We start from the raw sequence: 13,449 nt of genomic DNA, 5'->3' as shown, positions 1-13,449 counted from the left end.
TAGGGTAGGCCCCTCTAGCCAGCGCAATGACGCTGGTTGAAGTCTTTAGAAAACAAATCGTTGGCGAATTATGTGGGCGTTCTTCCGGCCTGAGGACGCTGCTGCGCTATGGTTTGGGCATGACGGGAAATCGGGATGACGGAGAGGGCGGCTGCGGCGGCGCTGGCGCAACGGCTGCGTCCTGCGCCGGGTGGATGGAGCCCCTGTTTCTGAAGATGAAAGCCAAGATCGAAGAGGCGACCGAAAGCGTCTGCGAGACGGACGTCAAGGAAGCCGGCGCAGCCGAAAAGGTCGCGCGCCAGATCGGCGTGATCGCGCGCTCGGCCAAGGCGGTCGAGGCGATGCGGCTGATGTGCCTTAGCGACAAAGAAGAGGACGAGATGGGTGGACGAACCTACGACCCCGCAGAAGACGAGCGAATCCGAGGAGAACTGCTCGTCGAATACGAGCGGCTCGACAGCATCATCGAGAGAAAGGATGCTGAGGCGGCTGAGCGGGCAAGAGTTAAGGCTGAAGCGCAATCATGCGCGCCTGCTGGACCACCAACACAAGCCGCGTGATCTCGACCTGCGGACCTGGCTCCTGCTGGGTGGGCGAGGTTCGGGTAAGACCTTCGCCGGATCAGTCTGGGTCGACAAGATGGCCCGGAAGTTGTCGGGCATCACTATCGCCCTGGTCGGCCCCGCCCTGCACGACGTGCGCGAGGTGATGGTGGAGGGGGCGTCGGGGATCAAGGCGCTGGCGGAACCGGGCGACCGTCCGCGCTGGGAGGCGGGGCGGCGTCGGCTGGTGTGGAAAAATCAGTCGGCGGCCTATGCGTTCTCGGCCGAGGATCCCGACAGTCTGAGGGGGCCGCAGTTCCATGCGGCCTGGGCGGACGAGTTCTGCGCCTGGCGCAAGCCGGAGATGGTGCTGTCGAACCTGCGCTTCGGGTTGCGGCTGGGGGACGAGCCGCTGCTGGCGGTGACGACGACGCCCCGGCCGATCCCGGCGCTGAGGCGGCTGATGGCCGAGGCGGGGACGGTGACGGAGCGGGCGGCGACGGCGTTGAATGCGCAGAACCTGTCGCCCGGATTTCTGGCGCATCTGAACGACGTCTATGGCGGGACGCGGCTGGCGGCGCAGGAGCTGGAAGGCCTGGTGGTCGAGGGCGAAGGGGCCCTGTTCCGCATCGAGGATCTGAAACGGGCCAGGGGCGCGCGGCCGGTCGAGCTGGAGCGGGTGGTGGTGGCGGTCGATCCGCCGGCGACGGCGGGCGGCGACGCCTGCGGGATCGTGGTGGTCGGTCGCAAGGGGCGGCAGGCCTTCGTGCTGGCGGACCGGACGGTGCGGGGGCTGTCGCCGGGCGGCTGGGCCTCGGCGGTCTGTCAGGCCGCGCGGGATTTCGGGGCGCACGAGGTGGTCGCCGAGGGCAACCAGGGCGGGGACATGGTGCGGGCGGTCTTGAGGACCAACGACTGTCCCGCGCCGGTCGAGATGGTGCATGCCTCGCGGTCCAAGGCGGCGCGGGCCGAGCCGGTGGCCCTGCTCTACGAACAGGGGCGGGTGGTCCATTGCGAGGCCTTTCCCGCGCTGGAGGAAGAGATGCTGGCCCTGGGGTGCGAGGGCGGACCCAGTCCCGATCGGGCCGACGCCCTGGTGTGGGCGATCACGCGGCTGATGCTGGGACCGCAGTCGGCGGGACCGAGGATCACCAGGCTCTAGGGCCTGAGATTTCAACGACAGGAGAGAGACATGCCAGCCATTCCCGAGCGGGACGGATTGCTGAACCATGGGCGCGATGCGAGCGGGCCGGCGCGGCGCGCGGCGGCGGTGACGCCGAGCGACACGGTCGATCTGACAGCCTATGCCAAGGCGCTTTATGTCGGCGCGGCGGGTAATGTCCGTGTGCTGACGGTTGGCGGCGAGGATGCCGACGCCGTGACCTTCGCCAATCATCCGGTGGGCTGGTTGCCGGTGCAGGTGCGGCGCGTGCTGGCGACCGGCACGACGGCGACACAGATCGTGGCGGCCTTCGACTGATGTCGGGCGTCGAGATCGGGGCGGCGACGGCGGCGCCGGGCGGGGTGTTGGGGCGGTCTGGGTTCGCGGTGAGCGACCTGCCGGTCTGGTCGGCGGCGGTGCGGACGATGCAGGCGGGCGGGCGCGAGGCGCGGCTGCTGTGCATAGGCGACAGCGTGACGCAAGGCTATGGCGGGGTCGGCGGCGGCTGGACGCCGAGCGGTCGGGCGGGAGCCTGGCCCGAACGGCTGGCGGCCTTGATGAGCGGGCGGGGCCTGCCGGCCTCGGCGGCGTCGGTCGCGGGGGCCGGTGCAGCGGACGGGGCGAGCGGCGGCTATTCGGCCTATGATCCGCGCGTGACGCTGGGCGCCGGGTGGGGCGTCAATACGCTGACGGGGATGGGCGGCAAGCTGTTCTCGGGTGCGGCGGCGTCTGGCGGCGTCTGGAGCTTTCAGCCCGACGGGCCGGTCGATCGGTTCGACCTGTGGGCCGTGACCAATACGGCGCTGGGGGTGATGACGGTCGAGACGGATGGGGTGGTGCGCGCGAGCGTGAACACGACCAAGCCGGCGTCGATGGAGGTTGCGACCATGGCCTTTCCGGAGACGGCCGGGCCGGTGAGCGTGCGCTGGGCCTCGGGCGGGGCGGTGTTCATCGCGGGCGGGGTCGCGTGGCGGTCGGACGTGCGGCGGGCGCGGGTGATCAACGCCGGATGGGGCGGGGCCAAGGTGGCGGACTGGATCACGACGGACCAGCCGTACCGGGCCTATGGGTCGATCCCGGCGGCGGCGCCCGATCTGTCGGTCGTGTGCCTGACGATCAACGACTGGAATGCGGGGACGGCGGTGGCGACCTACAAGGCCGGGCTGGGGCTGCTGGTGGATCGGTGCCTGACGACGGGGGACGTGCTGCTGATGACGGGATGTCCGTCGGATCCCGCGCAGGGCAAGGCGAGCTATACCGCCCAGGGTGCGATCCGGGATGCGGCAGTCGATGTGGCGGCGGTGCGGGGACTGGCGACGCCCATCGACGCGACGGCTCTGTTCGGCGGCGGTTTCGCCAGCGGACTGATGTTCGACGCCGTTCACCCCAATGCGGCGGGGCAGGACAGGATCGCCGAGGCGGTGCGGGCGCGGGTGATGATCTGAGGTTGTCGGTTCTGCGCGCGCGGTGTTAACCGTGGCGGATGGGGGAGCGGTTCTACGGGGTGCAGGCGCTGCGGTTCGTGGCGGCGACGGCGGTGGTCGTCGCCCATGCGCTGGATCTGGCGGGGACGCGGCTGGGGCTGGAGACGGCCTTGGCCGGCGGGACGCTGGAGGATTTCGGCGCCGTGGGCGTGGACGTGTTCTTCGTCATCAGCGGCTTCATCATCGCCACGACGACTCGGGGGCAGACGGGTGTCGGCGCGGCCGGAGCGTTCCTGTGGCGACGGTTTCGCAGGGTGGCGCCGATCTATTGGCTGCTGTCGCTGCCGATCCTGATCGGGATGGCGCGGGGCGGAACGCTGAGCCCGGAGGTGGCGGCGGCGACCTTTCTGTTCTGGCCGTTCAGCGGACTGGAGATGACGTTTCCGGCGCTGGGGGCGGGGTGGACCCTGTGTTTCGAGATGCTGTTCTACGCCGGGTTCGGCCTGGCGATGGCAGGCGGGAAGCGGCTCGGCTGGGGGCTGGTCGGGGCCTATGCGGCGATGCTGGCGGCCGGGTTGGTCGTGGCCGCGCCGGTTCTGAGGTTCTGGGGCGCGCCGATCATTCTGGAGTTCTTGCTGGGCGTGGGGATCGCGTCGGTGTGGCGGAGGACGCCGCGAGGGACGGGGCCCTGGGCGGTCGGACTGGCGCTGGCCGGGTTCGGGCTGAGCCTGGTCGTCGGCTATGGCGGGATCGACGATGTGCGGGCGCTGAACGATCCGTGGAACGGCTTGAGGCGGGTGGTGATGTGGGGGGCACCCAGCGCGCTTCTGGTGTTCGGCGTGGTGCGGATGGAGCGGACGGACGCGGCGCCGGGGCGGTTGGAGCGGGCGGCGGCGTTTATGGGGGATGCGTCGTATTCGATCTATCTGACGCATGTGCTGGTCATCCGGGCGCTGGGGCGGCTGTTCGAGAGCGGTGTGGTCGCCATGCCGGGGGATGCGGTGGTGGTGCTGACTGTGGTGGCGAGTCTGGCGGCGGGGGTGGTGGTGCATCTGTGGATCGAGCGGCCGTTATTGCGGCTGATGCGACCCTCTCCCGGCGGGAGAGGGCTTGAGCGTCCGAGAGCGTAGCGATCGGTCAACGCGAAAGGGTGAGGGGCAGGTGGTGCGAACTGGCCCACCGACCGACCCTCATCCGGCTCTTCGAGCCACCTTCTCCCAACGGGAGAAGGGACGAGAATTCTGAGGAGATTGCGATGGTTTCGATCCGGTGGCCGTTCGGCCAGGCGGGGCGCGTGCGTGCGCCTGAGGCTAAGGAGAGCCGGGCGGGCGGGGTGATCGCCCTGTCGGGCGTGGGGCGGCCGCGCTGGACGCCCAACGACTACGCCAGCCTGGCGCGCGAGGGGTATCAGAAGAATGCGGTGGCCTATCGCTGCATCCGCATGATCGCCGAGGCAGCGGCTGCGGCGCCGTTCGCGGTGTTCGTGGAAGGGGTGCGCGACGAGGCGCATCCGCTGGCGAAACTGATCCGCCGGCCCAACTCCGAACAGTCGGGGGCCGAGCTGATGGAGGCGGTCTATGGGGCGTTGCAGGTGTCGGGCAACGCCTATGTCGAGGCGACCGGCGATGCGGACGGGGACGGGGCGCCGGACGAGCTGTGGGCGTTACGGTCGGACCGGGTGAAGGTAGTGCCCGGCCGGTCCGGCTGGCCCGAGGCGTGGGACTATTCCGTGGACGGACGTTCGGTTCGGATCGGGCGGGCGGCGGACGGCTGGGCGCCGGTGATGCACCTGAAGCTGTGGCACCCGCTCGACGACTGGTACGGGCTGTCGCCGATGGAGGCGGCGGCGCAAGGGGTGGATGCGCACAATGCCGCGGGCGCCTGGAACAAGGCCCTGCTGGACAATGCGGCGCGGCCGTCGGGGGCGCTGGTCTATGGGGCGCGCAACGGCGAGCGGCTGACGGACGGGCAGTTCGAGGCGCTGAAGGACCAGCTGTCCAACGTCTATGCCGGGGCGACGAACGCCGGGCGGCCGATCCTGCTGGAAGGCGGGATGGACTGGAAGCCGCTGAGTCTGACGCCGGCGGAGATGGATTTCACCGCCGGCAAACATGCGGCGGCGCGCGAGATCGCCCTGGCGTTCGGGGTTCCGCCGCAGCTGCTGGGTATCCCCGGCGACGCGACCTACGCCAACTATCGCGAGGCCAACGCGGCCTTCTGGCGACAGACGGTGATCCCGCTGGTCAGGAAGGCGGCGGGGGCGATGACGGGCTGGCTGGGCGAGCGGTTCGCGGGGTGTGAGGTGCGGGCGGACCTGGAGGCGGTGGCGGCCTTGCAGCCTGAGCGGGACGCCCTGTGGGCGCGGCTGGAGGGGGCGAGCTTCCTGACGGACGAGGAGCGCAGGCGGATGGCGGGGGTGGGGGGGATGACCGAACATCAGATCCGGCGCGTGCCGACGGCGCTGCTGATCGCCGTGGTCGTGCAGACGGTCGGCGGTCTGGTCTGGGCCGGCGGGGCGGCGGCGCGGATCGCGACTCTGGAGCAGCGGGTCGGAGAGCAGAGGCTGGTCGCCGAACGGCTGGCGCGGCTGGAGGTCCAGGGCGAGGCGACGGCGGCGGCGGTGGAGCGGATCGAGCGGCGGTTGGAGGGGGCGAAATGAGTGGCGAGTGGCGAGTGACGAGTGGCCAGAAAGCAGAGCGAGGTGAGAAGCGCTCGCCACTCGCTACTCGCCACTCGCCAATCCTTATCGAGGGCTACGCCTCGCTGTGGGGCGTGGCGGATCTGAACGGGGATGTGGTGCAGGCGGGGGCGTTTGCGAACAGTCTGGCGAAGACCGGCGCCGAGGGCGTGCGGATGCTGAACCAGCACGATGCGCGGGCGCCGGTCGGGGTCTGGGAGCAGATCGTCGAGGATGCGCGCGGCCTGTTCGTGCGCGGACGGATCGAGGACTGGTCGGCGGAAGCGCGGTTCGCCGGCGCCCTGAGCCGGGCGGCGGCGATGGATGGGCTGTCGATCGGATACCGAACGGCGCGGGCCCGGCGTCAGGGGCGGCTGAGAGTGCTGAGCGCGGTCGAACTGTGGGAGGTGTCGCTGGTGACGTTTCCGATGCTGCCGGGCGCGCGGTTCAGTTTGGTTTGAGCAGGATCATGGGCGACAACGATTGGGGGCGCATCGGTGGTCTCACCGCAATGGTGGCCAGCAACGACACGCACCGCGACCGCCCCGCCGGGGTCGGAGCGTCTTGGATGAAAGAACAGTCCGAACACAGCAGCCTCCCAGTTTGCAAGCTTGAGTTGGGGAGCGAAGTCGGGCTTTCAAGCGTCTTTGGTATGATGTCGCAACTTTAGGTTCAGTTTGGCTTGAGGGCTTCGAAGGCGCCGTTGCGGTCCAGAAGGTCAGTGAGGTCGGCCATCTGGGCGCGGCCCTTTGCGCTGTGGATGTAGCGGATCGCCCAGGCGGCGACGATGGCGGCGAAGACCCAGCCGAGATGCAGGACGAACTGGGCGAACAGGACGAACAGCACCGCCAGCGCATAGGCGGCGAGATAGACCAGGGCCAGCTTTCCGGCGCGAGAGGCCGTGGGGTTGGAGGCGCTGGCGAGGATTTCGGTCAGGTTGGGCGCGGCGGCGGACGCCGGGGCGGGGTCTGCAGGCTGGGCGGCGGAGACCGGGGGCTTGGCCGGGGTCTGGGCCTGGGGGGCTGGTCGGGCGACGGGATCGGGGGCGCGCCAGGCAGGGCGGTAGAGGACGGATTGGCCACGGGCGTCGACGGTGAAGACCTCGCCGAAGGGTGTGCTGGAGAAGTCGATGGCGCGGGTGTCCTGGCCATAGCTCTGGCCGTGCAGGGCCGTCAGCCGGCCCTGGCGCAGCTCGATCTGGAAGCCGATGGGGGCGGGCAGGTCGCCGACCATGACATGGACTGTGCCGAACAGGCCGGTGGCGTCCGGATTGCGGGTCGCGCGGTTCGCATCGACGATCATCCGGGAATAGAGGCCGGCGCCGGTGTTGCGACGCAGGCCCGGCGAGCTGGACGCCGCCTGCGCCGCCAGATCGGGAACGCTGTCGCCCATCTGCCAGACCATGGCGTCCATGACGGCGCTTTCGAGCGGCGTGAGGTGGGACATCAGGCGTCAGTCCGTTTGGGCGCCTACTGTCTTTTACATCTCGGTCTTGAGCGCCTGCATTTCGTTGGAGATGGCTTCAATCTCAGTATTGCATTGCTCCTGGGTGATCGTCTCCGCTCGTTCGGAAGTCTTGCCCTTGTCGTAGGCCGACAGAAGGAAGGCCGAAGCCGCCCGCTTTTGCGGGTCGGTTTCGTTCGCCATAGCCGCCCGCACCTGCGCGCCGACTTCGGGCGGGAACTGACGCTCGCAAGTGCCCAGCGTCTCGAACAATCGGGTCATGCCGCCGAAGACCTGACTCACTTGCGCCGCCTGTTCGGGAGGCAGGTTGGAAACATCAGGTTGCGACTGAGCAAGAAGCGCGCCTGAAAGGGCCAGAGCAAGCGTGAGCATGTGAACGATCCTTGAGAGATCAGGATCGGTAGCATGGTTTCGCGGGCCTGCCAGCCGTTCAATCACAGGTTTCGGGCGCTGGCCCGGATCATCGCGTCTTCTGAGGACGCATTCACCGGAGACACCATGAAAGAGACCAAACAGGCTTCCGGCTCGCCCATTCTTGCGAGTGATGGGGCGCGCGCTGTCGTGCATGAGATGATGGCGGCGTTCGAGGCGTTCAAAGGGGCGAACGACGTCCGGCTGGACGAGATCGAGAAGAAGGCGGCGGCCGATGTGCTGCTGGAGGAGAAGGTGGCGCGCATCGACCAGGCAATGGCGGCGGCTCAGGCGCGGCTGGATCGCGTGATGAGCCAGAACAGGCGACCGACTATCGGCGGCGAGCCGGTCGAACCGGCGTCTGCGCCGGAGGCGAAGGCGGCGTGGGACGGCTATCTGAAGACGGGTCAGTCTGGCGCGCTGGAGGTCAAGGCGGGTCTGTCGGGCGGCGCCACCTCGGGCGGCTATGTCGTGCCGTACGAGACCGAGCGGGCCATCGAGCGTCGGTTGATGGCGGCCTCGCCGATGCGCGAGATCGCCACGGTGCGGACGGTGGCGAAGGGGGTGTTCAGAAAGCCGGTGTCGACGGCGGGCGTGGCCTGCGGCTGGGTGGCGGAGACGGCCGCGCGGCCGGAGACGGACCCGGCGACCTTGGCCCTGCTGGAGTTTCCGTCGGCCGATCTGTACGCCAATCCGGCGGCGACCCAGGCCCTGCTGGACGACGCCATGGTCGATCTGGACGAATGGCTGGCGGCCGAGGTCGAGGACGCCTTTGCGGCGCAGGAGACCCAGGCTTTCGTCAACGGCGACGGGGTGAACAAGCCGAAGGGCTTCCTGACCTATCCGACCGTGGCGGATGCGGGCCAGGGCTGGGGTCAGATCGGCTATGTCGCGTCGGGCGCGGCGGGCGGGTTCGCCCCGACCAGTCCGGCGGACCGTCTGATCGACCTGGTCTATGCGCCCAAGGCCCAGTACCGGCCGAACGGGCGGTTCGTGATGAACCGCAAGACGGTCTCGGCCGTGCGCAAGTTCAAGGACGCGGACGGCAACTACATCTGGCAGCCGGCGACGCGGCTGGGCGAGACGGCGTCGCTGCTGGGCTATCCGGTGACCGAGATCGAGACCATGCCGGACGTGGCGGCGAACAGCCTGTCGATCGCGTTCGGGGACTTCCAGCGGGGGTATCTGATCGTGGATCGGGCGGGGGTGCGGGTGTTGCGCGATCCCTATTCGGCCAAGCCCTATGTGCTGTTCTACACGACCAAGAGGGTCGGGGGCGGGGTGCAGAACTTCGACGCGATCAAGGTGATGAGGTTCAGCGCGAGCTGATGTGATGTGATGGCGCTCCCTCTCCCAGAGGGATAAGGCAAAAGTGTTAACTTACTAGAATACAACAACATTCTATGCTATGAAGTTTATACACGATGTATGCACGTCACGGCAGATCAATGACTTAGCGCCGCGATGTGCACGAAACCTGCACGACGATGGAGGCTGTCATGGCGTTTGTCACGGACAAGGAAGAGCTGAAGCCTGGATTGGTAATCTTCCGGCGAGGCGATTTGCAGACTCGGGATTGGTACTGCCGCGTTCGGCTGCCGAAGGCGACGCGCTACAAGACCATCGCCTTGAAGACGCCCGACATCACAACGGCGCGCACCCTTGCCTACGACCACGAAAGCGAAGTTCGCTTTGCGTTGAAGCGCAATCTGCCGGTGTTCAATCGCCCGTTCTCCGCTGTGGCGAAGGACTATATCGCCGAACAGAGATTGCGCGCCCAGCGCGGCGAAATCACGCTGGGCCGTGTGAAGCTCATCGAGTCGGTCGTGAAGAACCAACTCAACCCCTATGTCGGCAAGACGCAGATCGACCTGATCGCGCTGGACCGTTGGCAGAACTATCCGTCCTGGCGGCGGTCGCTCCGTCAGGGCCGCATGACCCGCCACGGCAATGTGCGACCCATGACGGAGGTGGAGCGCGCTGCCGCCAAAGAGGTCGCCGAGGGTAAGGCTGCGGAGAAGCGGCGCCGGAGCGACAAGGAGCCCAACGCGAACACCAAAGCGGAGCAGACGGACTGGATCATCGTCAGCGACGCCACCATCCGGTTCGAGATGAAGATCTACCGCGCCATCATTAATGACGCGGTTTCAAAACAGGAGGCCCCGCCTCATCACCGGATCGAGGGAATGCCCTCGCTGGAGAAGCAGCGCCGGGATGCCTTCTCGCTGGAAGAATACCGTCGCCTCCATACCCACGCCCGCACCAAGTGGGTGGATGCCGCGAAGACAGTAACTGCCCACTGGTACCGGGCCATGGTTTATCAGTTCGTCCTGATCATGTGCAACACCGGCATGCGGCCGTCAGAGGCGCGTAACCTGCGTTGGCGCGACGTGATGGAGGCGACTGACAAGAACGGTCAGCCGGTGACGGTGTTGTCCGTGCGGGGCAAGGGCAAGTCCCGCCAGCTTGTGGCGCCGAGCGGAAACGTCGGAAAATACCTCGACCGTATCCGCGCCATCGCGGTGAGCACCGCGCCTGAGGCTCCGGTGTTCAGCAGTGCGACCGGCACGATAGAACGCACCCTCTACAAGGCCTTCATCGCCGACCTTCTGAAAGACGCCAATCTGCGCGTCGGGCCGTCCGGCATTCTGCGCTCGACCTATTCGTTCCGTCATACCTACGCCACCATCCGCCTGACGGAAGGCGTCAGCGAACTGCTGTTGGCAGAGCAAATGGGAACCTCAGTGCAGATGATTCAGGAGCACTACGGCCACGTGGACACCATCAAACATGCCGACCTCGTGTTGCAGGGCATGAGTGACTGGGAGCCACAGGAGTTGGCACCGACCGACCAAAATCAAATTATCCAGGTCAAACGAAACGCGCGTGCAAAGATCAGCACGGAACCGCGCAACCCTCATTGATGTCCAGCCCTTCGCCGCCGAGGATCACGCGCCGAGTTCGGTGCGCCGCTGGTGGCGAAAGGCTGGTCTGCGCCTCTGCCATAGGTCCGATGCGCAGCCTGCGCTCTTGATCGGCCGTCTGGCAAAGCAGGCGGGTGGAATAAGCCGCGTCGAGTTCGATGCGGCCCGGCGGCCTGCGTCTTCCGCTGCGATGCTCCCGCGCGCCGTGGCGCTCTTGGAGGGGGCGTAGCAAGGCTTTATACGTCGTCGGGGATCAGGGATCGGCGATATCGCGAATAGCTGACTCTGATAGCTGACTCTGAATGCAAAAACCGGGCGGTTAAGGCTTGATCTAGTCCTGGTAGGGTCAGCCGTACCTACTTCGGTCCTTCCAGAACCCGGAACCAGTCTCGGATCGCGAGCTTCAGCCGATCCACCTCGTCGTCCGCGAGGAGCCCGCAGTGCGCTATCGTGCCCCGGAGCATGTTGAGCCCCCAAAGCACCCTCATTACTGCAGGCTGTGTACTGAGCATGCCGGCGAAAGTATCCCAGTTGTCTTTCAGGATGTCCGAGAGCTGGCCGAAGGTGGTGTAGTCGATCTCCGCTTCGGAGCGCGCCGTGACACCCGCTTGCGCTTCACGGCTCTTGTTTTTGCGGACTTCCTCTTTCACGGGCTGTGAGACGTGTGTGTCCCACCAGTCGGCACCGTGCTGTTCCTCCATCGTCTCAACAATGAGCCGGCGGATGTCGTTCTCCAGCATATAGAATATCTCGTAGTACCGGGCCATCTTCGACGCATTCACCCGGTTCTCCAGCGAGAACTGTTTAATGAACGGGTCTATCCGGTCGTCGTCTAGCAACTGGGACTGGACATGGAGGTCTGGCGAGGCGGCTACGTTCGTCCGCAGCTCCGTCTCAATGACAGCGCACTTCAATATGAAAAGCTCGACCGTGTGGGTGTCTGTCACCCTAAGAGATTCCCTTTGATGCTCCGAAAGATCGCGTTGTAGACCTCGACATTGGTGGTCTCGGGCAAAACAACGTTGATGTTGTAGGCCAGATTGAGCTTCCCGTTCCGAACTTCCGGACTGCGCTCGCTGACCCCATCATTATCGTCCCCGCCAGTCCGGCCGTCCCCGGCGGCTTCATCGCCTTGCGCTTCCTTGGCGCCTTTGGCGAGCTCCTGAAACGCTTGAAAGGTTGAGTAGATGTATCGGACGATTTGATCCGTTCCGGGCAGGCCGGTAACCTGGACGATGACGTCGGTAAGGGCCGCCTCGTCCGCTTTGTGCGCGTAGGTGTTGCGCTTGAATATCTCGCCGTAACCGTTGCGAAGGGCTTGGAGAGCCGCAGTCGGTCGGCCGCTTTCGGTCTGGAATTGCGAGTAAAGCTCGGTTGGGGAGCCATTCTGATTAAGCATCCCGGTCGACTTGAGGATCGGGATGATGGGGCGGGCGGCACCGCCCGTGGCATTCAGGACGGTCCCAAGAAAGTCGCTTGTGAAGATGCTCGGCTTCTCCGAAGTGGGAATCTTGCCAAGGACTCGCCGGAGCACTCCGGCGCTGGACGTGTACGGAAGCCCGCCCGGAATTTTCCGCCGCGCCGTCTTCTCTGCCGCTGTCGCGGGAGCGGCTTCCGCTTTCGGTGCTGCACTTCTCGCCATGTCTCGTCCCTCGCCCGAACTAAACGTCAGCGAGATCGTGGTGCGCGTCAATGGTCCTACATCCCGACCGGACAACCTGTGGCTTGCGCGTTAACTAAACCGAACCCATCTATAGTTGAAGCTTGGCTGCAGGGGGCATCGTCATGGGTGAGAAGCGTTTTCCGTGGAAGGGCAACTTCCTTAAAATCCCGCCGAAGGTCCGGGCCGAACTGGACAGGATTGACGGCGACCTCGTCGCGGTTGCGGCCGTGAAGTCAGTTCGCGTTGCTGATGTTGAGGCCGGTCTGTACTCACACCTCGGCCTAAATATTGACTTGCTGGATGGCTCCGCCAAGGCTGATGGCCCAAGGCAGCCGCCGGAGGATGCGGGGAAATGGTCGTACCGCAACGCGCGGGGCTGGGACCGAAAGCGCCCCGACCTTCCCATGGCCCCGAAGAGCTTTGTCTTCGAGTCACCGAACTTTGGCGACGCGGCCAGAAACGGGACCCATACCCACTATCAGACGAGACAGGTCTACCAACACCAAGTCTTCGAACCGCAGGGGATGGAGATTGAGCCCGTGATCATGTCGCAAACAACCGCTGACTACGTCGTCGTCAAGTTCGCGCTGATGCCGCTTCTAAGCCGCAGTCAGCCGGAGTTTGAGCTCATGCTCCTCTGGGCGGTGAATGTCCTGCAGGAGAACACCGGCGTGGCGGATGTTTTCGCCAGCACGGCCACGAAGGAAGACTTCCTCGGCACCATCCAGCTCGACTGGGACATCTTCCCGCCCGGAACAATTGACGACGTCGTGGAATGGTACACCTCGAAACCGAGCTCCGGATTGCGAGCTACGGACTTCGATAAGCACCTCCGGGATCGGACGGCGGCCTTCAACAAGCTCCAACCGGTGTCCTACATCCGCGGCTCAGGGCAGTTCGGTTCGTACTTCGGTGCCAAGTTTGCTGACGACCTCGTCGTGTTTGAGAACCTCCGATATGGCAACGCTCTGTACATCCTATACGATGACTGGGACGACATCTCGAAGCGCTCACGTCTCGACCTCCTGCGCGATCACGATGCCAAGTTTGACCGGGTAGTCCACGCGGCCGACTGGCAGTTTCAGTTCAACAAGATCATGAAGATGGAGCTCACCGCGCGCCGCCGGGGGAAGGGGCGCCGGTCGGGCGCTTAAGCGGCCCGTGCTCGAAGCGCACGAGTCC

14 protein-coding genes are annotated in these 13,449 nt (G+C 66.1%); 10 read left to right on the top strand and 4 right to left on the bottom strand.

Annotation, left to right across the window (positions count from 1 at the left end):
- Positions 1-26 precede the first annotated feature (26 nt).
- The 7 genes from ACP7BH_RS12600 (at position 27) to ACP7BH_RS12570 (ending at position 6,266) form a co-directional block, all read left to right on the top strand.
- Positions 27-560, top strand: coding sequence for a hypothetical protein (locus ACP7BH_RS12600; protein ID WP_425985696.1), 534 nt, complete (start codon positions 27-29; stop codon positions 558-560).
- Positions 478-1,704 carry a DNA-packaging protein gene (locus tag ACP7BH_RS12595; protein ID WP_425985694.1) on the top strand — a complete coding sequence of 409 codons (1,227 nt, stop codon included), beginning with the start codon at positions 478-480 and terminating at the stop codon, positions 1,702-1,704. Before ACP7BH_RS12600 ends, ACP7BH_RS12595 begins: the two co-directional genes overlap by 83 nt.
- Before the next feature lie 30 nt (positions 1,705-1,734).
- A complete protein-coding gene (locus ACP7BH_RS12590) occupies positions 1,735-2,022 on the top strand; it encodes a spike base protein, RCAP_Rcc01079 family (RefSeq protein WP_425985692.1) in 288 nt (95 codons plus the stop codon).
- Positions 2,022-3,149: an SGNH/GDSL hydrolase family protein gene (locus ACP7BH_RS12585; RefSeq protein WP_425985690.1), complete on the top strand. Its 1,128-nt coding sequence runs from the start codon at positions 2,022-2,024 to the stop codon at positions 3,147-3,149. The genes ACP7BH_RS12590 and ACP7BH_RS12585 overlap by 1 nt, the downstream gene beginning before the upstream one ends.
- 38 nt (positions 3,150-3,187) lie before the next feature.
- Positions 3,188-4,258 (top strand): acyltransferase family protein, encoded by a 1,071-nt coding sequence (locus ACP7BH_RS12580; protein ID WP_425985688.1) that lies wholly within the window; start codon positions 3,188-3,190, stop codon positions 4,256-4,258.
- A 125-nt stretch (positions 4,259-4,383) separates the two neighbouring features.
- Positions 4,384-5,787, top strand: a complete 1,404-nt coding sequence (locus ACP7BH_RS12575; RefSeq protein WP_425985686.1) for a phage portal protein — start codon at positions 4,384-4,386, stop codon at positions 5,785-5,787.
- Positions 5,788-5,867: 80 nt separating this feature from the next.
- The gene (locus tag ACP7BH_RS12570) at positions 5,868-6,266 is read left to right on the top strand and encodes an HK97 family phage prohead protease (RefSeq protein WP_425987067.1); all 399 of its coding nucleotides are present in this window, start codon (positions 5,868-5,870) and stop codon (positions 6,264-6,266) included.
- A gap of 211 nt (positions 6,267-6,477) precedes the next feature.
- Here the strand turns inward: ACP7BH_RS12570 and ACP7BH_RS12565 are convergent, their stop codons facing one another.
- On the bottom strand, positions 6,478-7,251 hold the full coding sequence (locus ACP7BH_RS12565; protein WP_425985685.1) for a hypothetical protein: 774 nt from the start codon (positions 7,249-7,251) through the stop codon (positions 6,478-6,480).
- Positions 7,252-7,284: 33 nt separating this feature from the next.
- Positions 7,285-7,641: a hypothetical protein gene (locus ACP7BH_RS12560; protein WP_425985683.1), complete on the bottom strand. Its 357-nt coding sequence runs from the start codon at positions 7,639-7,641 to the stop codon at positions 7,285-7,287.
- A 126-nt stretch (positions 7,642-7,767) separates the two neighbouring features.
- Between ACP7BH_RS12560 and ACP7BH_RS12555 the strand changes: the two genes are divergently transcribed.
- Both ACP7BH_RS12555 and ACP7BH_RS12550 read left to right on the top strand, forming a co-directional pair.
- Positions 7,768-9,009 (top strand): phage major capsid protein, encoded by a 1,242-nt coding sequence (locus ACP7BH_RS12555; RefSeq protein ID WP_425985681.1) that lies wholly within the window; start codon positions 7,768-7,770, stop codon positions 9,007-9,009.
- A 170-nt stretch (positions 9,010-9,179) separates the two neighbouring features.
- Positions 9,180-10,604 (top strand): tyrosine-type recombinase/integrase, encoded by a 1,425-nt coding sequence (locus ACP7BH_RS12550; RefSeq protein WP_425985679.1) that lies wholly within the window; start codon positions 9,180-9,182, stop codon positions 10,602-10,604.
- A gap of 356 nt (positions 10,605-10,960) precedes the next feature.
- Here ACP7BH_RS12550 and ACP7BH_RS12545 read toward each other — a convergent pair whose 3' ends face one another.
- Positions 10,961-11,551: a Swt1 family HEPN domain-containing protein gene (locus ACP7BH_RS12545; protein WP_425985677.1), complete on the bottom strand. Its 591-nt coding sequence runs from the start codon at positions 11,549-11,551 to the stop codon at positions 10,961-10,963.
- Positions 11,548-12,297, bottom strand: coding sequence for a DUF5343 domain-containing protein (locus tag ACP7BH_RS12540; protein WP_425985675.1), 750 nt, complete (start codon positions 12,295-12,297; stop codon positions 11,548-11,550). The genes ACP7BH_RS12545 and ACP7BH_RS12540 overlap by 4 nt, the downstream gene beginning before the upstream one ends.
- Before the next feature lie 92 nt (positions 12,298-12,389).
- On the opposite strand from ACP7BH_RS12540, the gene ACP7BH_RS12535 reads away from it, so the two are divergent.
- Complete coding sequence (locus ACP7BH_RS12535; protein ID WP_425985674.1) at positions 12,390-13,421, top strand: hypothetical protein; 1,032 nt, start codon at positions 12,390-12,392, stop codon at positions 13,419-13,421.
- The last annotated feature ends 28 nt before the right edge of the window (positions 13,422-13,449 follow it).

This window comes from Brevundimonas sp. TWP2-1, assembly GCF_049897645.1.
Lineage (GTDB): Bacteria > Pseudomonadota > Alphaproteobacteria > Caulobacterales > Caulobacteraceae > Brevundimonas.
The sequence above is the reverse complement of the archived record's forward strand: the minus strand, read 5'-3'. Positions and strand labels throughout refer to the sequence as shown.

What these genes read in the sequence shown, in the direction of transcription:
- ACP7BH_RS12600 (WP_425985696.1), top strand. Translation starts at nt 27, where the DNA reads ATGACGCTGGTTGAAGTCTTTAGAAAACAAATCGTTGGCGAATTATGT.
- ACP7BH_RS12595 (WP_425985694.1), top strand. Translation starts at nt 478, where the DNA reads ATGCTGAGGCGGCTGAGCGGGCAAGAGTTAAGGCTGAAGCGCAATCAT.
- ACP7BH_RS12590 (WP_425985692.1), top strand. Translation starts at nt 1,735, where the DNA reads ATGCCAGCCATTCCCGAGCGGGACGGATTGCTGAACCATGGGCGCGAT.
- ACP7BH_RS12585 (WP_425985690.1), top strand. Translation starts at nt 2,022, where the DNA reads ATGTCGGGCGTCGAGATCGGGGCGGCGACGGCGGCGCCGGGCGGGGTG.
- ACP7BH_RS12580 (WP_425985688.1), top strand. Translation starts at nt 3,188, where the DNA reads ATGGGGGAGCGGTTCTACGGGGTGCAGGCGCTGCGGTTCGTGGCGGCG.
- ACP7BH_RS12575 (WP_425985686.1), top strand. Translation starts at nt 4,384, where the DNA reads ATGGTTTCGATCCGGTGGCCGTTCGGCCAGGCGGGGCGCGTGCGTGCG.
- ACP7BH_RS12565 (WP_425985685.1), bottom strand. Translation starts at nt 7,251, where the DNA reads ATGTCCCACCTCACGCCGCTCGAAAGCGCCGTCATGGACGCCATGGTC.
- ACP7BH_RS12560 (WP_425985683.1), bottom strand. Translation starts at nt 7,641, where the DNA reads ATGCTCACGCTTGCTCTGGCCCTTTCAGGCGCGCTTCTTGCTCAGTCG.
- ACP7BH_RS12555 (WP_425985681.1), top strand. Translation starts at nt 7,768, where the DNA reads ATGAAAGAGACCAAACAGGCTTCCGGCTCGCCCATTCTTGCGAGTGAT.
- ACP7BH_RS12550 (WP_425985679.1), top strand. Translation starts at nt 9,180, where the DNA reads ATGGCGTTTGTCACGGACAAGGAAGAGCTGAAGCCTGGATTGGTAATC.
- ACP7BH_RS12535 (WP_425985674.1), top strand. Translation starts at nt 12,390, where the DNA reads ATGGGTGAGAAGCGTTTTCCGTGGAAGGGCAACTTCCTTAAAATCCCG.